Below are 22023 nucleotides of genomic sequence, written 5' to 3' on the forward strand. Positions count from 1 at the left end.
GGCGGCGGCCGGAGCCGCGGCGACGGGAGCCGGGGTCGGTGCCGGGGCGGCGGCGGGCGCGGGAGCAGGCGCGGCCGGGCGGGCGGCGGGGGCCGCCGCCGGCGCGGGCGCGGGCTTTGGCGCGGCGGCGTGCGCGGCCTCGGACTTGTCGCCCGGGCCGATGACGCGCCGCTTCACCTTCTCGACGACGACCGCCTTGGAGCGCCCGTGCGAGAAGCTCTGGCGAACGACGCCCTGCTCCACGGGACGCTTCAGGCTCAGCGTCTTTCCGCTGACGCTGAGAGTCTTGTCGCCGCTGTTCTTCGTATCACTCATTCCGGTCTTATCCTGCGCCTTCCCGGGTCGTCGTCGTATCGGTCGTCATATCGGTCGTAACAGTGTCGGTCGATGCGGCGCCCGCGCCGGCCGCCTGTCGCGGCCCTTCTTCGCGGAAGCGTTCCAACGCGCGAAAGCGTGCGATGGTCGCACGGCTTGCAGGCCCGTTGAGAAGCGCTGCATGTATCACATGTGGCCGCCCCAATGCCAAACCCAAATCCGAGGAATCGAGAGCGGTCGTGACCGCCACCGATTCCGCCTTGTCGCCAAATCGCCGGCGCAGCGCCTGGGCCAGCTTTCGCACCCCGTCCGCCGCCGCGTCGGAGGCGTGAACCACCCCGGCCACGGGATCGCGCCCGCCGATGGCGGCCTCGACCTTCGAGAAGCCCGAGACCACCTGCCCCGCTTTGTTGGCGAGGCTGAAGGAGTCGCGCGCCCAGCGGCGCAGCAGCTCCTCGATGTCGTCGGCCAGCGTCGGCGACACCTTGACGCCCGCCCGCAGCCCGCGCGCGAACGCCTTGCGGCGCACCGCCTCCCGCACGGCCTCGCGCGTGGCGGTGACCCAGACGCCCCGGCCCGGCAGCTTGCGCCGCAGGTCGGGCACGAGCGTGTCGTCCGGGCCGACGACGAAGCGGATCAGCTCCTCGACGGGCCGCGACTGGCGCGTCGCCAGGCACAGCCGTTCCGGACCCTGTTCGCCATCCTGCTCGCGCTTGCCCACGTCCTCGCCACCCGCTCGCGTCGGACGGGGCTCAGACCCCGGCCTCCTCGCCTTCCGCCTCGGCCGGCTCCGCCGGCGCCTCGATCCAGCCCGCCTTGACGCGGGCGTCCATCACCATCGCCTCGGCCTCCTCGCGCGACAGCTCGATGCCGTCGAGGATGCCGGCGTTGCGGACCGTCTCGCCGCCCTTGCGCTCGCTCCAGCCGACCAGGTCGTCGGTGGCGCAGCCGGCGAGGTCCTCGACCGTCTTCACCTCGTTCTCGCCGAACTTCACCAGCATGGCGGAGGTGACGCCCTCGATCTCCTTGAGCTCGTCCTCGACGCCCAGCTCGCGCCGGCGGGCGTCGTTCTCGGCCTCGATGCGGTCGAGATAGGCGGTGGCGCGGTTCTGGATCTCGGCCGCCGTCTCCTCGTCGAAGCCCTCGATCGAGGTCAGCTCGGAGAGGTCGACATAGGCCAGCTCCTCCACGGTGCGGAAGCCTTCGGAGGCGAGCAGCTGGCCGACCACCTCGTCGACGTCGAGCGCCTCCATGAAGGTGGTGGTGCGGCTCAGGAACTCCTTCTGGCGGCGCTCCGACTCCTCGGCCTCGGTCAGGATGTCGATGTCCCAGCCGGTGAGCTGCGAGGCGAGGCGGACGTTCTGGCCGCGGCGGCCGATGGCCAGCGACAGCTGGTCGTCCGGCACCACGACCTCGATCCGCTCCGCGTCCTCGTCGAGCACGACCTTGGCGACTTCGGCCGGCTGCAGCGCGTTGACGATGAAGGTCGCGACGTCCGGCGACCACGGGATGATGTCGATCTTCTCGCCCTGCAGCTCGCCGACCACGGCCTGCACGCGCGAGCCGCGCATGCCGACGCAGGCGCCGACCGGGTCGATCGAGCTGTCGCGCGAGATCACCGCGATCTTGGCGCGCGAGCCGGGGTCGCGGGCCACCGCCTTCACCTCGATGATGCCGTCGTAGATCTCCGGCACTTCCTGGGCGAACAGCTTGGCCATGAACTGCGGGTGCGTGCGCGACAGGAAGATCTGCGGGCCGCGCTGCTCGCGCCGCACGTCGTAGACATAGGCGCGGATGCGGTCGCCGGGGCGGAACGCCTCGCGCGGGATCAGCTCGTCGCGGCGCACGATGCCCTCGCCGCGGCCGAGGTCGACGATGACGTTGCCGTACTCGGCGCGCTTGACGACGCCGTTGACGATCTCGCCGATGCGGTCCTTGAACTCCTCGTACTGCCGGTCGCGCTCGGCCTCGCGCACCTTCTGCACGATGACCTGCTTGGCCGACTGGGCGGCGATGCGGCCGAAGTCGAAGGGCGGCAGCGTGTCGGCGATGGTGTCGCCGACCTGGGCGGCCGGGTTGAAGCGCTGCGCGTCGACAAGCGCGATCTCGATGGCGGGGTTCTCGACCTGCTCGACCACGTGCAGGTAGCGCGACAGGCGCAGCTCGCCGGTGCGCGGATTGATCTCCGCGTGCACCTCGGTCTCGGTGCCGTAGCGCGAGCGCGCGGCCTTGGCGATGGCGTCCTCCATCGCGGCCAGCACGATCTGGCGATCGATCACCTTCTCCCGCGCGACCGCGTCGGCGATCTGCAAGAGCTCGAGCCTGTTGGCGCTCACGGCCATGGGGGTCACTCCTTCGCTGGCTTGTTCCGCGGCCTGTTCTTCGTCTTCGGCGACGTGAACAGCGAGGATCTGGATCTGGACTTGCGCTCGACCCCGCCGGGCTGGCGGCGCGGCCCCTCGGCCGGACCGGCGTCGGGGGCGTTGTCGTCGGGGTTGATGTCTTCGGCGGCGGAGAGCCCGTCCGCCTCCTCGTCCGCGGCCTCGCCGCGCAGGGCGGCCTTGCCGCGGCGCAGGGACTCGCGGATCAGCTCGTCGGTGAGCACGAGGCGGGCCTCGCCGATGTCGCGCAGCGGCAGCGCCACGACGCGCTCCTCGTCCGGCCGCGCGTCGCCGCGCTCGAGGCGCACCGCTTCGCCCTCGACGCCGAGGATGACGCCGCGGAAGCGCTTGCGGCCATAAGCTGGAACCGCCATCTCGACCTTGGCCTCGTGGCCGGCCCAGCGCGGGAAGTCCGAGGCGCGCACCAGCGGCCGGTCGATGCCCGGCGACGAGATCTCGAGGTGATAGGCGCGGTCGACCGGGTCGTCGACGTCGAGCGCCGGGGAGACGGCGCGGCTCACCGCCTCGCAGTCCTCCACCGTCATCGAGCCGTCCGGACGCTCGGCCATGATCTGCACGGTGCAGCCGTTCTGCGCCGTCACGCGCACGCGCACCAGCCGGTAGCCGAGGTCGCGCAGCACCGGTTCGACGATGGCGCCGACGCGGGCGGCGACGCCGCTGTCCGAGATCATTCTGGGTTCGTCGAGTTCCGACACCGGCTGCGGCCCGAGTTGCGCTCCGGGCGGGCGTATGAAGCAAAAAAGAGCGGGTCCCGGCGGGCCCCACTCTCCCAATGCGATACAGCACCGCTCTGAGATAATTGGAATGGCGGCCTTATACGGCCAGCCGCCCGCCATTGCAAGCGGAGTCGGTGGGCCCGAAACCGCGCGGCGGGGGCGATACGAGCGATTCCACGCAATTCAATGAAAGGTTTGGTGACAAAGTTGATGCAGCCTGCGCGCGTATTACGGAGTTCATTGCATGCAGGCCTTTCAATCCCTTGCGCGGGACGTTGAGACCGCCATCGCCTCGGGGGGCGGCGCGAAGCGGGCGGACACGCTGCGCCAGCTGACCACATTGTTCATCGAGCAGGCCCCGCAGCTCGGCGAGGACCACGTCGCCGTGTTCGACCAGGTGATCGCGCGCCTCGCCAGCGAGATCGAGTTCCGCGCCCGTGTGGAGCTGTCGGCGCGCCTCGCCGAGGTGCCGAACGCGCCCCGCCGCGTCATCGGCGAGCTGGCCCGCGACTCCGCCATCGAGGTCGCCCGGCCGGTGCTGGAGCGCTCGCCCCGGCTTGGCGAGGCCGAGCTGGTCGAGATCGCCGGCGCGGGCGGGCAGCTTCACCTGCTCGCCATCTCCGGGCGCGCCGACCTGACCCCCGCCGTCACCGACGTGCTGGTGACGCGTGGCGACGGCGCGGTGGTGCGCAAGGTGGCGGCCAACGATGCGGCGCGCTTCTCCGACCAGGGCTTCGGCACGCTGGTGCGCAGGGCCATCGAGGATCCCGCGCTGGAGGAGCTGCTCGGCCGTCGCACCGACCTGCCGCAACACTCCATGAAGGCGCTGGTGACGCTGGCCGCCGAGCGCGTCCGCCGCGACATGGGCGGGCGCGGCGTGGCCGAGGCGGACTTGCTGGAGGCCGCCGTCGCGGCGGGGGCCGAGTCCGCCGCGCGCGACAGCATCTGCTTCGTGCTGCCTTCCGACATCGAGGCCGCCCTGCCGGGCGTCTTCGCCGCGGCCTCGCGCTTCGGCGAGCGCGAGGTCGCGCAGATGCTGAAGGAGCGCCGGCTCGCCGAGGCGCTGGCCGGGATCGCCTACCTCGCGAGCCTGCCGGCCGAGACGATCAGCCAGGCATGGGCCGCCCCGCACTACGACCCGCTGCTGTTCCTGGCGCGCGGGCTGCGCTTCGGCTGGCCGACCTTCAAGCTGATGCTGGAGGCGCGCATCGGCACGGCCCCGCCCGGCGCGCTGCTGCGCGAGGCCTTCGCCAATTTCGAGGCGCTGACCGTGCCGACGGCGCAGCGCGCCATGCGCTTCGTGGTGGCGCGCGGGCGCATCGGCCCCACCTGATCCAGGATGCCGGGGGGTGTCGGCGCGGCGCGCGGAATGCTAGGACAGCGGTCGCGCCCACGCCCTCCACCGTGGCGATCCCCGTGGGGTTCGAGGAACCGGCCGGCATGTCGACGGGTCAACACCGCATTCTTCTCATCGTCGGCGGCGGCGTCGCCGCCTACAAGGCGCTGGAGCTGATCCGCGCCCTGCGCAAGCGCGGCCTCGCCGTGCGCTGCGTGCTCACCGCCGCCGCGCAACAGTTCGTGACGCCGCTCGCCGCCGCCAGCCTGTCTGGCGACAAGGTCTATACAGACCTGTTCTCGCTGACCGACGAGGCGGAGATGGGCCATATCGAGCTGTCGCGCGACGCCGACCTGCTCGTCGTCGCCCCCGCCACGGCGGACCTGATGGCCAAGATGGACGGCGGGCTCGCCAACGACCTCGCCTCGACGACGCTGCTCGCCACCGACAAGAGGGTGCTCGTCGCCCCCGCCATGAACGTGCGCATGTGGGACCACCCCGCCACGCGCCGCAACGTGGCGAGGCTCGCCGCCGACGGCGTCGCCTTCGTCGGACCCGACGAGGGCGAGATGGCGTGCGGCGAGTACGGGCCGGGCCGCATGGCCGAGCCCGAGGCCATCGCCGACGCCGTCGAGGCGCTGCTGACCCGGCGCGGCGAGCCGAGGCTGGCGGGACGGCGCGTGGTCGTCACCTCCGGCCCCACGCACGAGCCCATCGACCCGGTGCGCTACATCGCCAACCGCTCATCCGGCAAGCAGGGCCACGCCATCGCCCGTGCGCTGGCGGCGCTCGGGGCGGAGGTGACGCTGGTCTCCGGCCCCGTCGCGCTGCCCGACCCGGCCGGGGTGCGCACGGTCCATGTCGAGACCGCGCGCGAGATGCTGGCCGCCGTCGAGGCCGCCATGCCCAGCGACGCCGCCGTGTTCTGCGCCGCCGTGGCCGACTGGCGCACCGACGGCGCGGGCGCGGAGAAGATGAAGAAGGAGGCAGGCGGCGGCCCGCCGGCGCTGCGGCTCGTCGAGAATCCCGACATCCTCGCCACCGTGGCGCGCCGGGCCGAGGGGCGGCCAGCCCTCGTGGTCGGCTTCGCGGCGGAGACGACGAAGGTGCTGGAGCACGCGCGCGCCAAGCTGGCGCGCAAGGGCTGCGACTGGATCGTCGCCAACGACGTCAGCGCCGCGACCGGCGTGATGGGCGGCGACCGCAACACCGTCCACCTCGTCACCGGCGAGGGCGTCGAGTCCTGGCCGACCATGGACAAGGACGCGGTGGCGCGCGCCTTGGCCGAACGCATCGCCGACGCGCTGAAGGACCGGCAATGGGTGTGACCGTCGGCGTCCTGCGCCTGCCGCACGCGGACGGGCTGGAGCTGCCAAAATACGAGACCGAAGGGGCCGCGGGGCTGGACCTCATCGCGGCCATCGGTAAAAATGACAAAATCACGCTGGAAACCGGTAAATGGAGTTTGGTGCCCACCGGCCTCAAGCTCCAGCTGCCGGAAGGCTACGAGGCGCAGGTGCGCCCACGCTCCGGCCTGGCGCTGAGGCACGGCGTCACCGTGCTCAACGCGCCGGGCACCATCGACGCGGACTATCGCGGCGAGGTGAGCGTGCTGTTGGTGAACTGGGGGCCCGTCCCGTTCGAGATCGTCCGGGGCATGCGCATCGCGCAGATGGTTGTGGCGCCGGTGACGCGGGTGACGTTGGAGGAGCGCGGCGCGCTGGCGGAGTCGCGGCGCGGCGCGGGTGGCTACGGCTCGACCGGAGTGTGAGCCGACGCGGCGGAGGAAGGACGGTCCATGATCCTGTTGTCGAGGCGCAGCCTGCTGGCCATCGCCGCGGTGGTGGACATCGCACTCCACGCGCGTCCCGCGCCGGTGGCGGCGAAGAACCTCGCTTCCCGCCACAACCTGCCGCCCCGGCACCTCGAGACCATGCTTCAGGCGCTGGTTCGCGCCGGAATCCTGAAGGGCGTGCGCGGCCCGCGCGGCGGCTACGAAATCGCCCGCGAGCGCCGGCGCATCACCGCCGGCGATATCGTGCGCGCCGCGATGAGCTCGACCGGCGAGGACTCGATGCCGCCGATCCCGGAATCGGCGCTGGTCGACAGCGTGGTGGGACCGATGGTGGCGCATGCCGGCGCGGCCTTCCTGCGCGAGCTCGACGCCGTGACGGTCGACGATCTGTGCCGGCGCGCCGAGACGCAGTCCGTGTTCACCGTGCCGGCCGTGGCCGATTTCACAATTTAGTTCGTGCAAATAGGCAATTGCTCGACATCGGATGTGAAATGATCTAGCGTCCCCCGCGAAACGACGACGCATCGTCGAGAGATCGGGAGTCCTGCCATGTCTGCTTCGCCCTCGGGCCGCGAGCCCGCCCACAACCCCGGCCGGGGCCGCGTCTACAATTCGATCACCGAGACGATCGGCGACACGCCCCTGGTGCGCATCGACCGCATCGCCAGGGAGCGCGGCGCAAACGCGACGATCCTCGCCAAGCTCGAGTTCTTCAACCCCATCGCCAGCGTCAAGGACCGCATCGGCGTCAACATGGTCGACGCCATGGAGGCGGCCGGGGCGATCGCGCCGGGCGGCACGCTGATCGAGCCGACCTCGGGCAACACCGGCATCGCGCTCGCCTTCGTGGCGGCGGCGCGCGGCTATCGGCTGATCCTGGTTATGCCGGAGTCGATGTCGATCGAGCGCCGCAAGATGCTGGCCCTGCTCGGCGCGCAGCTCGAGCTGACGCCCGCCCCCCTCGGCATGAAGGGCGCCATCGCCCGCGCCGAGGAGCTGAAGGCCTCGATCCCCGGCTCGGTGATCCCGCAGCAGTTCCGCAACCCGGCCAACCCGGACATCCACCGCCGCACGACGGCCGAGGAGATCTGGAACGACACGCACGGCGAGGTCGACTATTTCGTCTCCGGCGTCGGCACCGGCGGCACCATCACGGGCGTCGGCCAGGTGCTGAAGCCGCGCCGGCCGGGGCTCAAGGTCGTCGCCGTGGAGCCGGAGGATTCGCCGGTGCTGTCGGGTGGCGCGCCCGGCCCGCACAAGATCCAGGGCATCGGCGCGGGCTTCGTGCCGGACGTGCTCGACCGCAAGGTGATCGACGAGGTCATCACGGTCGGCAACCAGACCGCCTTCGACACGGCCCGCGCGCTGGCGCGGCTGGAGGGCATCCCGGTCGGCATCTCGTCGGGCGCGGCGGTGGCGGCTGCGCTGGAGATCGGCGCGCGGCCCGAGGCGCGCGGCAAGACCATCGTGGTGATTATCCCGTCCTTCGCCGAGCGCTACCTTTCGACGGCCCTGTTCGAGGGGCTGTGACCGCCGCGCCGGCCGGGCCGAATCGGACCGCTTAAGTCAGCCCGCCCGGTGGCACACCGCCTCGACCCGGTTGCCGGCCGGGTCGAGCAGGAAGGCGGCGTAGTAGTCGGCGTGATAATGCGGCCGCGGGCCGGGCGCGCCGTCGTCGGTTCCGCCGGCCGCCAGCCCGGCCCGCCAGAAGGCGTCGACGGCGGCGCGGTCCGCCGCCTTGAAGGCCCAGTGCCGCGCCGGTTCGGGCGTCGCGCCCGCGGCCGCCAGCCGCACCGACAGATAGGTGAGCGCGGGCCGCCGCGCGTCGCAGCGCTCGCCGTAGCCCAGCCAGTCTTTGCTCTCGCCGACCTTGGCGATGCCGAGCGCCGCCATCGTCGCGTCGTAGAAGCGGCGGGCGGCCGCCATGTCGTCGACGGCGATGGAGACGTGGTCCAGCATCACAGCATGGAGGGCAGCACGCGGTCCGGCGGACGGTGGCCGTCCATGAAGGTCTTGATGTTGACGATGACCTTCTCGCCCATGTCGACGCGGCCCTCGATGGTGGCCGAGCCCATGTGCGGCAGCACGACGACGCGGTGCTGGCGCGCCAGCTTGAGCATGCGCGGCGAGATGGCGGGCTCGTGCTCGAACACGTCGAGGCCCGCGCCGGCGATCTCGCCGGCCTCGAGCATGCGCGTCAGCGCCGTCTCGTCGATGATCTCGCCGCGCGCCGTGTTGACGACGATCGCATCCGGCTTGAGCAGCTTGAGGCGGCGGGCGGAGAGCAGGTGATAGGTCGCCGGCGTGTGCGGGCAGTTGACGGACACGATGTCCATGCGCGCCAGCATCTGGTCGAGCGATTCCCAGTACGTCGCCTCAAGCGCCTCCTCGATGGGCGCGGCGACCCGGCGGCGGTTGTGGTAGTGCACCTGCAGCCCGAACGCCTTGGCGCGGCGCGCCAGCGCCTGGCCGATGCGGCCCATGCCGACGATGCCGAGCCGCTTGCCGGTGATGCGGTGGCCCAGCATCCAGGTCGGCGACCAGCCGTTCCACGTCTCGTCGAGGATGACGCGCGCGCCCTCGGCGATGCGCCGGCCCACGGCGAGGATCAGCGCCATCGTCATGTCGGCCGTGTCCTCGGTGAGGACCCCCGGCGTGTTGGTGACGGTGATGCCGCGCGACAGCGCGGTCTGCACGTCGATATTGTCGACGCCGTTGCCGAAATTCGCGATCAGGCGCAGCCGCTCGCCGGCCTGCGCCAGCACGGACGGATCGATCTTGTCGGTCACGGTGGGCACCAGCACGTCGGCCGTCTTCACGGCCTCGACCAGCTCGGCCTGCGACATCGGGTGGTCGTCGTGGTTGAGGCGGGCGTCGAAGAGCTCGCGCATCCGGGTCTCGACCACCTCGGGGAGGCGTCTCGTGACGACGACGAGCGGTTTCTTGTTCGACATGAAGGCGACGACCTCTCTCCCTGTCCGGCGCGCGGCGGCGGATCGCCGCCCGCCTTCACCGGTCGTTAACCCCAACGACTCCAGAACGGAGGACCGGAGGCCCGCTGCGTTCCGCTGAGATTCTGTAGCGAGGCGGTGCCGGAAACACAACGTCCGCCGACCCTACCTTCGGACGAGCCCTGGAGCCGACGACATGACCTCAGCGCCTGCCCGCTTCCTGGCCGCCCTCGTCGTCGCGGGGTTCGCCGCCGGGGCCGGGCCGTCGCGGGCGGCCGGTGCGGCGGACGCCGTCCAGTCGGGCAGCGCCTCGGGCCTGCCGGTGCCACGCTTCGTCAGCCTGAAATCGGACCGCGTCAATCTTCGCGAGGGGCCCTCGAAGGACCACCGGACGAGCTGGGTGTTTCAGCGGGCCGGCCTGCCGGTCGAGATCACCGCCGAATCGGAGACGTGGCGGCGCATTCGCGATTCGGAAGGGGCGGAAGGCTGGGTGCTGCACAGCCTGCTCTCGGGCCGGCGCACCGCGCTGGTCGCGCCGTGGTGGAAGCAGGGCCCGCTGCCGCTCTACGCCAAGCCGGACGCCAAGGCCGACGTCGTCGCGCAGCTGCAGCCGGGCGTGCTCGGCAACGTCAAGACGTGCTCGGGCACGTGGTGCCGCCTGTTCGGAGCGGGCTTCGACGGCTGGATGCAGCAGGACAAGCTGTGGGGCGTCTACCCCAACGAGAAGGTCGACTGAGGCCGGCTCGGACGGTCAGCCCGACTTGCGGCGCAGCCGCACGATCACGTCGACGCGGCTGATCTCCATGCCGGGCGGCGGCTCCGGCAGCGAGCTGACCTCGACGTGCTGGCCGTCGATGTCCTGCAGCACGTTCTCCCCCTCCACGAAGAAATGGTGGTGGTTGGACGTGTTGGTGTCGAAATAGGTCTTGGCGCCGTCCACCGCGACCTCGCGCAGCAGGCCCGCCTGGGTGAACTGGTGGAGCGTGTTGTAGATCGTCGCCAGCGACACCGGCACGCGGGCGCGAGACGCCTCCTCGTGCAGCAGCTCCGCCGTGACGTGCCGGTCGCCCTTGGCGAACAGCAGCCAGCCGAGCCCGACGCGCTGGCGGGTCGGCCGCAGGCCGACCTGACGCAGGCGGCGGCGCAGGTCATGGAACGGGCAGCCGCTCTGGTCAGGCCACCCGCCGGAGCGGGACACGCGGCCGGGCATCCCCTGGGCGGGCTTGGCGGGCGGAAGGGACATCGAGCGTTGAACCTGCGGGATCCGACTTTAAAAACGAGCGCCCGTAACATAGTGGGGCCGGCCGGCGCGGGCAACCCGGTGGAAATCCCGACCGGCCCGGCACCGCCCGGGGCCGTCGCGGCTGCCCCCGCTTCCGGTGCGTGGCGCGCTGTGTTAGGAACGCGCCGCGGATCGGGCGGCGGAACCCTTTCGGGGGTCAGGCCGTCCCACTTGGACGAAGCACGAAGGAACGGAGCCCCGCGGGGTCATGCAGCAGCGGTCGAGCTATGATTACGAGGACCTTCTCGCCTGCGGTCGCGGCGAGATGTTCGGCGCTGGCAACCCGCAGCTTCCCCTGCCTCCGATGCTGATGTTCGACCGCATCGTCGAAATCAGCGAGACGGGCGGGGCCAACGGCAAGGGCGTCATCCGCGCCGAGCTCGACGTGCGCCCCGATCTCTGGTTCTTCCCCTGCCACTTCAAGGGCGACCCGGTGATGCCAGGCTGCCTGGGGCTGGACGCGCTGTGGCAGCTCACAGGCTTCTACCTCGGCTGGCTCGGCCTGCAGGGCCGCGGACGGGCGCTCGGCGTCGGCGAGGTCAAGTTCGCCGACCAGGTGCTGCCGAGCGTTTCCAAGGTGGTGTACGGGGTCGACCTCAAGCGCGTCTTCAAGTCCAAGCTGATCCTCGGCATCGCCGACGGCTGGCTGGAGGCCGACGGGCGGCGCATCTACGAGGCGAAGGATCTTCGCGTCGGCCTGTTCAAAGCGGAAGCCGCCTGAGCCCCCGCAGCGCGCGCACACCCAAGAGGCATTCGAGCCGGCGCGCCGCGCCGGTCAGCAGCGGAAGGAGAGCGAAACCATGAGGCGCGTCGTCGTCACCGGCATGGGCATCGTCTCATCGATCGGAAACAACACGCAGGAAGTGCTCGCTTCGCTGCGCGAGGCGCGCTCCGGCATCGTGCGCGCCGACAAATACGCCGAGCTCGGGTTCCGCTGCCAGGTGCACGGCGCGCCGACGCTCGATCCGGCCGAGCTGGTCGACCGCCGCGCCATGCGCTTCCACGCCACCGGCACGGCGTGGAACCACGTCGCCATGGACCAGGCGATCCGCGACGCGGGGCTGGAGGAGCGCGACGTCTCGAACGACCGCACCGGCATCATCATGGGCTCGGGCGGCCCCTCGGCGCGCACCATCGTCGAGTCGGCCGACATCGCCCGCGAGAAGGGCCCGAAGCGCGTCGGCCCGTTCGCCGTGCCGAAGGCGATGTCCTCCACCGCCTCGGCCACGCTGGCCACGTGGTTCAAGATCCGCGGCGTCAACTATTCGATCTCGTCGGCCTGCGCGACGTCCAACCATTGCGTCGGCAACGCCTACGAGATGATCCGCTACGGCAAGCAGGACGTGATGTTCGCCGGCGGCTGCGAGGAACTGGACTGGACGCTGTCCGTGCTGTTCGACGCCATGGGCGCGATGTCGACGCGCTACAACGAGACCCCGGCCACCGCCTCGCGCGCCTATGACAAGAACCGCGACGGCTTCGTCATCGCCGGCGGCGCCGGCGTGCTGGTGCTCGAGGAGCTGGATCGCGCCAAGGCGCGCGGCGCGCGCATCTACGGCGAAATCGTCGGCTACGGCGCGACCTCGGACGGCTACGACATGGTCGCCCCCTCCGGCGAGGGCGCGATCCGCTGCATGCGCCAGGCGCTGGAAGGCGTCAACACGCCGATCGACTACATCAACCCGCACGCCACCTCGACCCCGGTCGGCGACCAGAAGGAGATCGAGGCGATCCGCGAGGTGTTCGGCGCCGGCGACAAGTGCCCGCCGATCTCGGCGACCAAGTCGCTGACCGGCCACTCGCTGGGCGCTACCGGCGTGCAGGAGGCGATCTACTCGCTGCTGATGATGAACAACGGCTTCATCTGCGAGAGCGCCAACATCGAGGAGCTGGACCCGGCCTTCGCCGACATGCCGATCGTGCGCCGGCGCATCGACGACGCCCGCATCGGCGCGGTTCTGTCCAACAGCTTCGGCTTCGGCGGCACCAACGCGACGCTGGTGATGAAGCGGCTGGACGCCTGAGCCGACGCCACCCGGCATCGGCCCGCGGCCGCGCCGTTTTACGACAGATAGAGCCCGCCGACCTGCCCCGAGGCGGGAGCGCGGCATCGAGGAGCACACGGGATGACCTCCCTCATGCAAGGCAAGCGCGGGCTCGTGATGGGCGTCGCCAACGATCATTCGATCGCCTGGGGCATCGCCCAGACGCTGGCCGCGCACGGCGCCGAGCTGGCGTTTACCTACCAGGGCGACTCGCTGCGCAAGCGCGTCGAGCCGCTGGCCGCCAGCGTCGGCTCGTCGTTCCTGCTGCCTTGCGACGTCGAGGACCTCGCCTCGGTCGATGCGGCGTTCGAGGCCATCCGGACGAGCTGGGGCCGGCTGGACTTCCTCGTCCACGCCATCGCCTTCTCCGACAAGAACGAGCTGAAGGGGCGCTACGCGGACACGACCCGGGAGAATTTCTCCCGGACCATGCTGATCTCGTGCTTCTCGTTCACCGAGGTAGCCAAGCGCGCCGCCGCGCTGATGACCGAGGGCGGCTCCATGGTGACGCTGACCTATGGCGGCTCGACCCGCGTGATGCCCAACTACAACGTGATGGGCGTGGCCAAGGCGGCGCTGGAAGCCTCGATGCGCTATCTGGCGGCCGACTACGGCCCCCAGAACATCCGCGTCAACGCCATCTCGGCGGGCCCGGTGCGCACGCTGGCCGGAGCGGGCATCGCCGACGCGCGGCTGATGTTCAACTACCAGAAGCGCCACGCGCCGCTGCGCCGCACGGTGTCGATCGAGGAGATCGGCGGCTCCGGGCTGTACCTGCTGTCGGACCTCTCCAGCGGCGTGACGGGCGAGATCCACTACGTCGATTCCGGCTACAACATCATCTCGATGCCGAGCCCGGACGCGCTGAAGACGGTCGACGCCGCCGAGACCGAGGCGGAGCGCGCCGCGGCGGGCGAGGCGGCCGAGTGAGCCCCGGCCGCCCTGGCCGTCACGCCGGGCGGCGGCGGAACCGGTAGTCGGGCCGCGCCGCGCGCACCATCATCATCTCCATGACGTTGGCGTTCGACAGCATGCCGGCGACGCGTCCGTCGGCGTCGACCACGCCGATCGCCGGCCGGCCGCTGCGCCGCAGCTTTTCGAGCGCGTCGTGGAGATTGTCCCCCAGGCGGGCCGATTCGCCTGGGTCCGCCATGACGTCCGCGACCGGCGTCGCCTCGCCGGTCTGGCCCAGCGCGGCGATGACGAGGCCGCGCGTCAGCAGGCCCACCGGCCGGCCCCAGCCGTCGACGACCGGAAACTCCTCCTGGCTGGTGCTGAGCAGGGCGTCGACCGCGTCGCGCACCGTCGCGCCGACCGGCAGCGAGGCGAAGCTGGTGACCATGGCGTCGGCCGCCGTGGCGTCGCGGGTCGCCTCGCGGAAGGAGACGCTCTCGTCCTCCGAGCCCGCCGCCATGTAGACGAAGATGCCGATGAACACGAGGATCGGGTTTCCGAGAAAGCCCACGAAGGCGAGGAACACGGCGAAGACCTGCCCGATGCGCGCCGCCAGGTGCGTCGCGCGCGCCGGCCCCATGCGCATGGCGAGCACGGCGCGCAGCACGCGCCCGCCGTCCATCGGAAAGGCCGGGATGAGGTTGAAGGCCGCCAGGAACAAATTGGCCCCGGCCAGCCGCGCCAGCAGATTGCCGCCTGGCTCCTCCAGCCGCGCGAGGTCGGCCTGGTCCAGCGTCGCGCCCAGCACGACGATCAGCACCGCCGCGATGACGAGATTCACCGCCGGGCCGGCGAGCGCGACGACGAGCTCCTGCGCCGGCTTCTCGGGCAGGCGCTCGAGGCTCGCCACGCCGCCGATGGGGTAGAGCGTCACCTCGGGCGTGCGGATGCCGTAACGGCGCGCCGCCAGGATATGGCCGAACTCGTGCAGCACGACGCAGAAGAACAGCAGCGAGATGAAGGCGACCGCGCCCCACGCGGCGGCGGGACCACCGGCGATCGCCTGCGCGACGCCGATCCACACCAGGAAGAGCAGGAACGTCATGTGGATCCGCACCGCGGTCCCGGCGATGGTCCCGACTGTGAACGACCACGGCATTCCCGGTTTCTCCCTGCGGGGCCGCGACACGCCGTCGCGGCCGCGCTTACAAAACGTGACTGGACTCGAAAGGCCCGGCAAGTCACACGGAGCGCTCCGTTTTTTCAGCGCGCCGATTGCCGGGTTCCGATGCTTCCGTTCTACGTTCTCACCGTCTCGATCTTCGCCTTCGTCGGCCTCGGGGTCGGCGCGACCCTCGGCGCCGGCGCGTCGCCGCGCGCCCGCGCGGACGGCTCGTCGCCCGCGGCCTGAGCCACCCCGCCGGTCCGGTCAGGTCTTGGGCTTCTGCGGCGGCGCCGCCGGCTTGGCCGGGGCCGGCTTGCCCTTCTTCTCTTCGTCGCCGGTGACGAACAGTCCGCGCACGCGCCCGCCGCGCGGGCTGCTCTCGATCTGCGCCACGCCGGAGTCGGTGTCGTAGACGAGCCGTTCGCCCTTGGTGACGTTCTCGCCCTGGCTCAGCGCCACGTTGCCGGTGAGGATGATCTTGTTGGCGCCGCGGTCGAACACGCCCTCGTCGCCGGTGGCGACCTGGTCCTTGGACAGCACGGTGACGCCGCCCTTGGCCTCGACGCGGCGCAGCGTCGTGCCCTCGGACTTGCCCTCCGGCTTGGCGTCGCCGCCGCCCGCCGGCTGAGCCGCCGTCTCGGAATTGCGGTCGTAGAAGATGGTCATCGTCGCGGCCTTGATCGTCGTTTCGCCCTGCACGGCGACGACGTTGCCCGAATAGACCGCCTTGTTGTCCTTGCTGAACACTTCCAGCTTGTCGGCGTCGATCTGGATCGGGGCCTTCGAGCTGGGGCCGAAGGCCGGCACGCCGGAGCCGCGCTTCTGCTGCGCCGCCACGGGCGACACCGCCAGCAGGGCGACGAGGAGGGGGACGAGGCGCTTCATGGCGAGGGCTCCTTGGGCGACGCCGGCGCGGCGGTCTTCATAGCGGGGTCCGGCTCCAGCACGGTGCGGACCGGGCCCATGAAGATGATATGCTGGCCATTGTCGAACATGTCCACCGCGGACGCGTCGATGGTGCCGCCGTTGAACCGCACCGTCACCGGATCGGCGCTGCCCACCGTGCCCGCCTTGAACTGAATGAGCGCCGAGCGCATCAGCACGTCGTAGCCGTTCTCGGTGTGCAGGCGCACGTCGCGCTCCAGCGTCAGCTTCTCGGCCTGGCTGTCGTACACGCCCCGGGCCGCCTCCACCGTGGCGAAGCCCCGGTCGGCCAGCGCGATGCGCGACTTGAGCTGCGTCAGCTCGATGATGTTGGGCGCCTTGATGTCCTGCGAGGCCGACTGCGCCGTCACCTCGTAGGGCCGGCTGTCGCGCTTGAAACCGGTGAGGCGCGGCAGCTCCATGGTGATGCGCGAGCCGTTGACGCTGATGCCGCCGATCGACACGTCCGGGACGCCGCGGAACGGGTCGAAGATCGCCACGAACAGAATGCCCGCCACGGTGGCGGCCGCGCCGATCGGAATCGCCCGGCGCAGGAAGCGCACGCGCCGCGAGTGGCGGACCGCGTCGCGGTAGCGCCGATCCCTCGCCGCGTCCTGCCGGACGCGCGCCGCCATCGCGCCGAACTCGGTGTCGCCAGCCGTCATGTCGTCCGTCGCTGCCTTCCCTGCTCCCGCGCCTCTTCCCGGCGCCGAGAGGCGTCAACTATGGGCGAAGATATCGGTTTCCGGCCAGCCGAGCAGGTCGAGCCGCGCCCGCGTCGGCAGGAAGTCGAACGCAGCGGCCGCCAGGTCCGCGCGGCCCTCGCGGGCCAGCATCGCGTCGAGCTTGTCCTTCAGCGCGTGCAGATAGAGCACGTCGGAGGCGGCGTAAGCGAGCTGCGCCTCGGTCAGCGTCTCCGCGCCCCAGTCCGAGGACTGCTGCTGCTTGGACAGATCGACGCCGAGGACCTCGCGCGCGAGGTCTTTCAGCCCGTGCCGGTCGGTATAGGTGCGCACCAGCCGCGACGCGATCTTGGTGCAGTAGACCGGAGACGGCATCACGCCGAGGCGGTGATACAGCACGGCGAGGTCGAAGCGGGCGAAATGGAACAGCTTGAGCACGGCGGGGTCGCCGAGCAGCCGCGCGAGGTTCGGCGCCTCCACCGGCCCGGCGGGCAGCTGCACCAGCTCGGCCGAGCCGTCTCCCGAGGAGAGCTGCACGAGGCAGAGCCGGTCGCGATGCGGATTGAGGCCCAGCGTCTCGGTGTCGATGGCCACCACGGAGCCGAAATCGACGTCGGCGGGCAGGTCGCCCTTGTGCAGCCGGATTGTCATGCGGATGTCCGAGGGGCCTTTCGCGCCAGGGCGTCCCGGCGATGCATCGACGTCCGGCGCCCCGGCGTGAGATGCGGGCGCACCTCGGGAGTCGATGGTGCCCAGGAGAGGACTCGAACCTCCACGGTGTTACCCACTGGTACCTGAAACCAGCGCGTCTACCAATTCCGCCACCTGGGCCCGGCGCGGTGTTTACGGGGGCGGCTTGGCCCTGTCAATCGCCGTCCGGGGCGGCATGGAAAGAATTTTGGGAAAGAATTTTGGCGGCCCGGACCCGCCCCGGCGGACGGGCTTCGCGGCGGCCTCGCTCGACGAGCGAACCGCGGGCGTTGAATTAATCCTTGTCATGACGGCCCGCAGGGCCCACTTTTGGGGTGTATTTCCGCAGGAGGACGACTTCATGCGTCCCGGTTCCCTTTCCGCCGCGTGGTCCCGCAATCCGGCGCTGCGCCTCGTCGTGACGCAGGCCGGTCTCGGAGCGGCGCTCGGGTTCGCCTTCGCGCTGTCGATCGTGGCGCTGGACGTGCACGGGGTGGGCCGGCTGATGCTCCGGTCCGACTCGGGGCTCGTCGCCTTCGCGCTGATGGCGGGCGGATTCATGGTCACCTTCGGCAGCCTCGTGGCGGGCGGGGCGATCATGCTGGTCGGCGCACGGGACGACGAGGGACGACCGCGCCGAGGCCGCGTCGTCGGCCTGATCCCGGCCCGCGTCCACGCCCGGGCGCGGCGCGCGCGCCGGCCTTGAACCCCCCGGCCCGGCGCGAGCCCTCCCCCTCCTCGCGCCGCCGTTTGCTTTTCCTCCGCTGATGGGGCCGTCGCTCCTGGCCCGTTCCGCCCTGGTGGTGGGCGCGTGCGCCGCCCTGTCGCGCGTGCTCGGCTTCGCGCGCGACGTGCTGCTCGCCGCCGTCCTCGGGGCCGGCCCGGCGGCCGACGCTTTCGTGGTCGCCTTCCGCCTGCCCGGCCTGTTCCGGCGCGTCCTCGGCGAGGGCGCGCTGAACGGCGGCCTCGTGCCGGTGGAGAACCGGCTGCGCCGGGAGGAGGGCGACGAGCGGGCGCGCCGTTTCGCCGGCGAGGCGCTGGCCGGCGTGGGGCTCGCCATGCTCGGCGTCGTCGCCCTCGCCGAGCTGGCCGCGCCCCTGCTCGTGCTGGCGCTGGCCGCCGGCTACGCGGACGACCCCACCCGGTTCGGGCTGGCCGTCGACTACACCCGCCTGATGCTGCCGCTGGTTGGCGCGTCGATGCTCACCGCAACCGCCGGGGCGCTGCTCAACGCGCGCGGCCGCGTGCTCGCCGCCGCCCTTGCGCCCGTCGCGGTCAATCTCGTGCTGGTCGCCGTGCTGCTGGCGTTGCGCGCCAGCGACGCCGCGCCGGAACGGCTCGGCTTGTGGCTGGCGGCCGCCACGACACTGGCCGGGATTGTCCACCTCGCGGCGCTCGCCGCCGCCATTCGCACCATGCCGGACCGTCCGCTCTGGAGCCGGCCGCGCTGGTCGCCGGAGCTGCGCCGCGCGCTCGCGATCGGCGCGCCGGGCCTGCTGACGATGGCGGCCGGCCAGCTCGCCATCGTGGTGGCGACGCAAATCGCCTCGCGGACGGACGCCGCCGTGGCGCGGCTCTATTACGCCGACCGGCTCTACCAGCTTCCGCTCGGCTTCGTCGCGGCGGGGGCGGGCGTCGTGCTCCTGCCCGAAATGGTGCGGCTGTGGGCGTCGGGCGGCGGCGCGGCGGTGGCGGGCGCGGTCAACCGCTCGCTCGCCTGGACGCTGCTGCTGGTGTTGCCGGCGGCCGTGGCGCTCGCCACGCTGGCGCAGCCGATCGTCTCGGTGCTGTTCGAGCGCGGCGAATTCGGCCGGGAGGACGCCGTGGCGACGGCGCAAGCGCTGGCGGCGCTCGCCCCGGGCCTGCCACTCGCCGCCGTGGTGCGCGTGCTCGCCCAGCCCTTCCTGGCCCGGGAGTCGGTGCGCGCGCCGCTCGCCGCCGCGCTGGCCGGGGTGGCCGCCACCGCCGCCGCCGCGACGGCGCTCGCGCCGGCATGGGACGTCGCCGGCATCGCCGCCGGCGTCACCGTCGGCGCGGCCGTGCATGCCGCCCTGCTGGCGGCGGCGGCATGGTCGGCCGGCTGGCTGCGGCCTGACCGGGCCACCGCCTCGCGCGTGCTGCGCATGGCGGCGTGCAGCGTCCTGATGGGCGCCGCCGTCGCGGCGGCGGCGGCGGGCGCGGCGCCGGCGCTGTCGCCGGACGGCGGCTCGATGGGACGGGTGGCGGCGCTGCTGGCGCTGTGCGCCGGCGGAGCGGCGCTCTACGGCGCGCTGGCGCTCGCCAGCGGGGCGGCTTCGCTGCGCGACCTGCGCGGCGAGTCCTGAGCCGGGCGGGCCTTGCGCGCCGGCCGCGCGCTTGCCATAACGCGCCTCCCTTGAGGAGATCGACTGCGATGACCGCCTTCCACCAGCGTGTCTTTTCCGGCGTGCAGCCCACCGGCAACCTGCACCTCGGCAATTATCTCGGCGCAATCCGGCGCTTCGTGGCGCTGCAGGATCACTACGAGTGCATCTACTGCGTCGTCGATATGCATGCGATCACCATCTGGCAGGACCCGGCCGAGCTTACCCGCAGCATCCGCGAGGTGACCGCCGCCTTCATCGCCAGCGGCATCGACCCGAAGCGGCACATCGTCTTCAACCAGAGCCAGGTCCACGAGCACGCGGAGCTCGCCTGGGTGTTCAACTGCGTCGCGCGTATCGGCTGGATGAACCGGATGACGCAGTTCAAGGAGAAGGCGGGCAAGGACCGCGAGAACGCGTCGCTGGGCCTCTACGCCTATCCCTCGCTGATGGCCGCCGACATCCTCGTCTACCGGGCGACGCACGTGCCGGTGGGCGAGGACCAGAAGCAGCACCTCGAGCTGGCCCGCGACATCGCGCAGAAGTTCAACAACGACTACGGCCCCAGCATCGCGGCGCACGGCCACGGCGAAGGCTTCTTCCCGCTGCCGGAGCCGCTGATCCAGGGGCCGGCGCCGCGCGTCATGAGCCTGCGCGACGGCACCAAGAAGATGTCGAAGTCGGACCCGTCCGACTATTCGCGCCTGACCTTCGCCGACGACGCCGACACCATCGCCCAGAAGATCCGCAAGGCGAAGACCGACCCCGAGCCGCTGCCGACCGAGGTCGAGGGCCTCGCCGGCCGGCCGGAGGCCGAGAACCTCGTGGTGATCTACGCCGCGCTCGCCGACACCACCCGCGAGAAGGTGCTGGCGGAGTTCGGCGGGGCGCAGTTCTCGTCGTTCAAGGGCGCGCTGGCCGACCTCGCGGTCTCCCGGCTCGGCCCGATCGGCGCCGAGATGAAGCGCCTGCAGGGCGACCCGGCCTATATCGACGGCGTGCTGCGCGACGGCGCCGACCGGGCGCGCGCCATCGCCGCCCCGGTGATGACCGCCGTGAAGGACATCGTCGGCTTCGTGCGCTGAGACCACGACGGCCGGGGCGGCGACGCCCCGGCTTGCCCGCGCCCGGCCGCGCTGTCAGCATGGCGGGGCGGGCCGCGCGCGGGGGCGAGGCCGGCCCGCGCTCACGAGGCCGGAGATGCGGCGATGACCGGCAAGCCGAGGCGATCCTACGAAACGGGGCATCGCCCCAAGTTCCTCGTCGTCGTCGACGAGACCCCCGAATGCGACAAGGCGCTGTACTTCGCGGCGCGCCGCGCCGGCCGCGTCGGCGCGGACCTGCTGATGCTGTGGGTGATCAGCCCGCCCGACTACCAGCACTGGCTCGGCGTCGGCGAGCTGATGAAGGCCGAGGCGGAGGCCGAGGCCAACGCGCACCTGGAGAAGGCGGCGCGCCGCGCCCGGGACGTGGCGGCCATCGAGCCGCAGCGCGCCATCCGCACCGGCCCGCGCGCCGAGGAAATCGTCCGGCTGATCGAGGAAGACGAGGACATCTCCCTGCTCGTGCTCGCGGCGGGGTCGGGCAGCGAGGGCCCGGGGCCGCTGGTCTCCTACACGATGAAGGTGGCGGCCTCCTTCCCGGTGCCCATCGCCATCGTCCCCGGCCAGCTCGGCGACCGCGAGATCGACGCGCTGGCGTGAGCTGCGCCTTGCGTGGCGCGGAGACTTGATTCGCGCCGCGCGCGGCCCAATTTCCAGAAGAATGTGCTAGAACGCACGCATTGCATCCAACCGCCGGCCTTGAACCGGACGCGTGAGGAGATCCCGATGTTCATCCAGACCGAAGCCACTCCGAACCCCGCGACGCTGAAGTTCCTGCCCGGACGCGGCGTCATGAGCGACGGCACCCTCGACATCCGCGACTCGCGGGCGGGCGAACGCTCGCCGCTGGCGCGCCGTCTGTTCGCCATCCCGGGCGTGACGGCGGTGTTCTTCGGCTCCGATTTCGTGACCGTGACCAAGGGCGAGGGCGAGTGGCAACACCTCAAGCCCGCCATTCTCGGCGCGATCATGGAGCATTTCCTCTCCGGCGAGCCGCTGCTCGACGGCGAGTCGCACGCCGACGAGGACGAGGCGGACGGCGAGTTCTTCGACGAGAAGGACGCGCCGACGGTGGCCACAATCAAGGAGCTGCTGGAAAGCCGCGTGCGCCCTGCCGTGGCCGGCGACGGCGGCGATATCACCTTCCGCGGCTTCCGCGACGGCGTCGTCTACCTGGCCATGAAGGGCTCGTGCTCAGGCTGCCCGTCCTCCACGGCGACGCTGAAGCACGGGATCCAGAACCTGCTGCGCCATTTCCTCCCCGACGTGCGGGAAGTCCAGGCCATCTGACCCCTTCCGCGCCGTCGGTTTCCGCCGGTTTTCGCCGCGCGCGCCGGACTGGCGCGACCGCGGCCGTGTTCCCATTCGAAAGACTTCGCC

26 protein-coding genes and 1 tRNA gene are annotated in these 22023 nt (G+C 71.5%); 15 read left to right on the forward strand and 12 right to left on the reverse strand.

Features of this window, described 5'->3' with window-relative positions; translation table 11 throughout:
* From NK718_RS08675 to rimP, 4 genes are all read right to left on the reverse strand, one after another.
* On the reverse strand, positions 1-315 hold a 315-nt coding region (locus NK718_RS08675), incomplete at its 3' end, for a translation initiation factor IF-2 associated domain-containing protein (RefSeq protein ID WP_254740674.1).
* Positions 316-322: 7 nt separating this feature from the next.
* A complete protein-coding gene (locus tag NK718_RS08680) occupies positions 323-1036 on the reverse strand; it encodes an RNA-binding protein (RefSeq protein WP_254740676.1) in 714 nt (237 codons plus the stop codon).
* A gap of 31 nt (positions 1037-1067) precedes the next feature.
* On the reverse strand, positions 1068-2657 hold the full coding sequence (gene nusA, locus NK718_RS08685) for a transcription termination factor NusA (RefSeq protein WP_254740678.1): 1590 nt from the start codon (positions 2655-2657) through the stop codon (positions 1068-1070).
* A 5-nt stretch (positions 2658-2662) separates the two neighbouring features.
* Entirely contained in the window at positions 2663-3388 is a 726-nt protein-coding gene (rimP, locus tag NK718_RS08690) for a ribosome maturation factor RimP (protein WP_254740680.1), read from the reverse strand.
* Positions 3389-3677: 289 nt separating this feature from the next.
* Here rimP and NK718_RS08695 point away from each other — a divergent pair, with 289 nt between their 5' ends.
* The 5 genes from NK718_RS08695 (at position 3678) to cysK (ending at position 8094) form a co-directional block, all read left to right on the forward strand.
* Positions 3678-4766, forward strand: coding sequence for a DUF2336 domain-containing protein (locus tag NK718_RS08695; protein ID WP_254740682.1), 1089 nt, complete (start codon positions 3678-3680; stop codon positions 4764-4766).
* 107 nt (positions 4767-4873) lie between these two features.
* Positions 4874-6097, forward strand: a complete 1224-nt coding sequence (gene coaBC, locus NK718_RS08700) for a bifunctional phosphopantothenoylcysteine decarboxylase/phosphopantothenate--cysteine ligase CoaBC (protein WP_254740685.1) — start codon at positions 4874-4876, stop codon at positions 6095-6097.
* Positions 6088-6540 (forward strand): dUTP diphosphatase, encoded by a 453-nt coding sequence (gene dut / locus NK718_RS08705; RefSeq protein WP_254740689.1) that lies wholly within the window; start codon positions 6088-6090, stop codon positions 6538-6540. The genes coaBC and dut overlap by 10 nt, the downstream gene beginning before the upstream one ends.
* A 27-nt stretch (positions 6541-6567) precedes the next feature.
* Positions 6568-7017, forward strand: coding sequence for an RrF2 family transcriptional regulator (locus tag NK718_RS08710; RefSeq protein WP_254740693.1), 450 nt, complete (start codon positions 6568-6570; stop codon positions 7015-7017).
* 96 nt (positions 7018-7113) lie between these two features.
* Positions 7114-8094: a cysteine synthase A gene (cysK, locus tag NK718_RS08715; protein ID WP_254740697.1), complete on the forward strand. Its 981-nt coding sequence runs from the start codon at positions 7114-7116 to the stop codon at positions 8092-8094.
* A gap of 36 nt (positions 8095-8130) precedes the next feature.
* On the opposite strand, the gene NK718_RS08720 is transcribed toward cysK, so the two are convergent.
* Both NK718_RS08720 and NK718_RS08725 read right to left on the reverse strand, forming a co-directional pair.
* Positions 8131-8523: a VOC family protein gene (locus NK718_RS08720; protein ID WP_254740701.1), complete on the reverse strand. Its 393-nt coding sequence runs from the start codon at positions 8521-8523 to the stop codon at positions 8131-8133.
* A complete protein-coding gene (locus tag NK718_RS08725) occupies positions 8523-9518 on the reverse strand; it encodes a 2-hydroxyacid dehydrogenase (protein WP_254740704.1) in 996 nt (331 codons plus the stop codon). The genes NK718_RS08720 and NK718_RS08725 overlap by 1 nt, the downstream gene beginning before the upstream one ends.
* 193 nt (positions 9519-9711) lie before the next feature.
* Between NK718_RS08725 and NK718_RS08730 the strand changes: the two genes are divergently transcribed.
* Positions 9712-10251, forward strand: coding sequence for an SH3 domain-containing protein (locus NK718_RS08730; RefSeq protein WP_254740706.1), 540 nt, complete (start codon positions 9712-9714; stop codon positions 10249-10251).
* Positions 10252-10266: 15 nt separating this feature from the next.
* Here NK718_RS08730 and irrA read toward each other — a convergent pair whose 3' ends face one another.
* On the reverse strand, positions 10267-10725 hold the full coding sequence (gene irrA, locus NK718_RS08735; protein ID WP_254741065.1) for an iron response transcriptional regulator IrrA: 459 nt from the start codon (positions 10723-10725) through the stop codon (positions 10267-10269).
* Positions 10726-11005: 280 nt separating this feature from the next.
* On the opposite strand from irrA, the gene fabA reads away from it, so the two are divergent.
* The 3 genes from fabA (at position 11006) to fabI (ending at position 13772) form a co-directional block, all read left to right on the forward strand.
* A complete protein-coding gene (fabA, locus tag NK718_RS08740; protein WP_254740707.1) occupies positions 11006-11518 on the forward strand; it encodes a 3-hydroxyacyl-[acyl-carrier-protein] dehydratase FabA in 513 nt (170 codons plus the stop codon).
* A gap of 79 nt (positions 11519-11597) precedes the next feature.
* The gene (gene fabB, locus NK718_RS08745; protein WP_254740708.1) at positions 11598-12821 is read left to right on the forward strand and encodes a beta-ketoacyl-ACP synthase I; all 1224 of its coding nucleotides are present in this window, start codon (positions 11598-11600) and stop codon (positions 12819-12821) included.
* Between the two features lie 102 nt (positions 12822-12923).
* A complete protein-coding gene (gene fabI, locus NK718_RS08750) occupies positions 12924-13772 on the forward strand; it encodes an enoyl-ACP reductase FabI (protein ID WP_254740709.1) in 849 nt (282 codons plus the stop codon).
* 19 nt (positions 13773-13791) lie between these two features.
* On the opposite strand, the gene NK718_RS08755 is transcribed toward fabI, so the two are convergent.
* Entirely contained in the window at positions 13792-14895 is a 1104-nt protein-coding gene (locus tag NK718_RS08755; RefSeq protein WP_254740710.1) for a site-2 protease family protein, read from the reverse strand.
* Between the two features lie 129 nt (positions 14896-15024).
* On the opposite strand from NK718_RS08755, the gene NK718_RS21945 reads away from it, so the two are divergent.
* Entirely contained in the window at positions 15025-15147 is a 123-nt protein-coding gene (locus tag NK718_RS21945) for a hypothetical protein (RefSeq protein WP_256515512.1), read from the forward strand.
* A gap of 18 nt (positions 15148-15165) precedes the next feature.
* Here the strand turns inward: NK718_RS21945 and NK718_RS08760 are convergent, their stop codons facing one another.
* The 4 genes from NK718_RS08760 to NK718_RS08775 all read right to left on the reverse strand — a co-directional run bounded on the left by NK718_RS08760 (position 15166) and on the right by NK718_RS08775 (position 17339).
* Complete coding sequence (locus NK718_RS08760) at positions 15166-15786, reverse strand: LptA/OstA family protein (RefSeq protein WP_254740711.1); 621 nt, start codon at positions 15784-15786, stop codon at positions 15166-15168.
* Positions 15783-16490, reverse strand: a complete 708-nt coding sequence (lptC, locus tag NK718_RS08765) for an LPS export ABC transporter periplasmic protein LptC (protein ID WP_254740712.1) — start codon at positions 16488-16490, stop codon at positions 15783-15785. The genes NK718_RS08760 and lptC overlap by 4 nt, the downstream gene beginning before the upstream one ends.
* Before the next feature lie 54 nt (positions 16491-16544).
* On the reverse strand, positions 16545-17159 hold the full coding sequence (locus tag NK718_RS08770; RefSeq protein WP_254740713.1) for a ribonuclease D: 615 nt from the start codon (positions 17157-17159) through the stop codon (positions 16545-16547).
* A 95-nt stretch (positions 17160-17254) separates the two neighbouring features.
* Positions 17255-17339: transfer RNA gene (locus tag NK718_RS08775), tRNA-Leu, on the reverse strand.
* A gap of 220 nt (positions 17340-17559) precedes the next feature.
* Between NK718_RS08775 and NK718_RS08780 the strand changes: the two genes are divergently transcribed.
* From NK718_RS08780 to NK718_RS08800, 5 genes are all read left to right on the forward strand, one after another.
* The gene (locus NK718_RS08780; RefSeq protein WP_254740714.1) at positions 17560-17904 is read left to right on the forward strand and encodes a hypothetical protein; all 345 of its coding nucleotides are present in this window, start codon (positions 17560-17562) and stop codon (positions 17902-17904) included.
* Between the two features lie 61 nt (positions 17905-17965).
* The gene (gene murJ, locus NK718_RS08785; protein ID WP_254740715.1) at positions 17966-19522 is read left to right on the forward strand and encodes a murein biosynthesis integral membrane protein MurJ; all 1557 of its coding nucleotides are present in this window, start codon (positions 17966-17968) and stop codon (positions 19520-19522) included.
* A gap of 68 nt (positions 19523-19590) precedes the next feature.
* Positions 19591-20625 (forward strand): tryptophan--tRNA ligase, encoded by a 1035-nt coding sequence (gene trpS / locus NK718_RS08790; RefSeq protein ID WP_254740716.1) that lies wholly within the window; start codon positions 19591-19593, stop codon positions 20623-20625.
* A gap of 123 nt (positions 20626-20748) precedes the next feature.
* Positions 20749-21243 (forward strand): universal stress protein, encoded by a 495-nt coding sequence (locus tag NK718_RS08795; RefSeq protein ID WP_254740717.1) that lies wholly within the window; start codon positions 20749-20751, stop codon positions 21241-21243.
* A gap of 126 nt (positions 21244-21369) precedes the next feature.
* A complete protein-coding gene (locus NK718_RS08800) occupies positions 21370-21933 on the forward strand; it encodes a NifU family protein (protein ID WP_254740718.1) in 564 nt (187 codons plus the stop codon).
* Positions 21934-22023: the final 90 nt, after the last annotated feature.

The sequence above is a fragment of the Alsobacter ponti genome, from assembly GCF_024294805.1.
Taxonomy (GTDB): domain Bacteria; phylum Pseudomonadota; class Alphaproteobacteria; order Rhizobiales; family Beijerinckiaceae; genus Alsobacter; species Alsobacter ponti.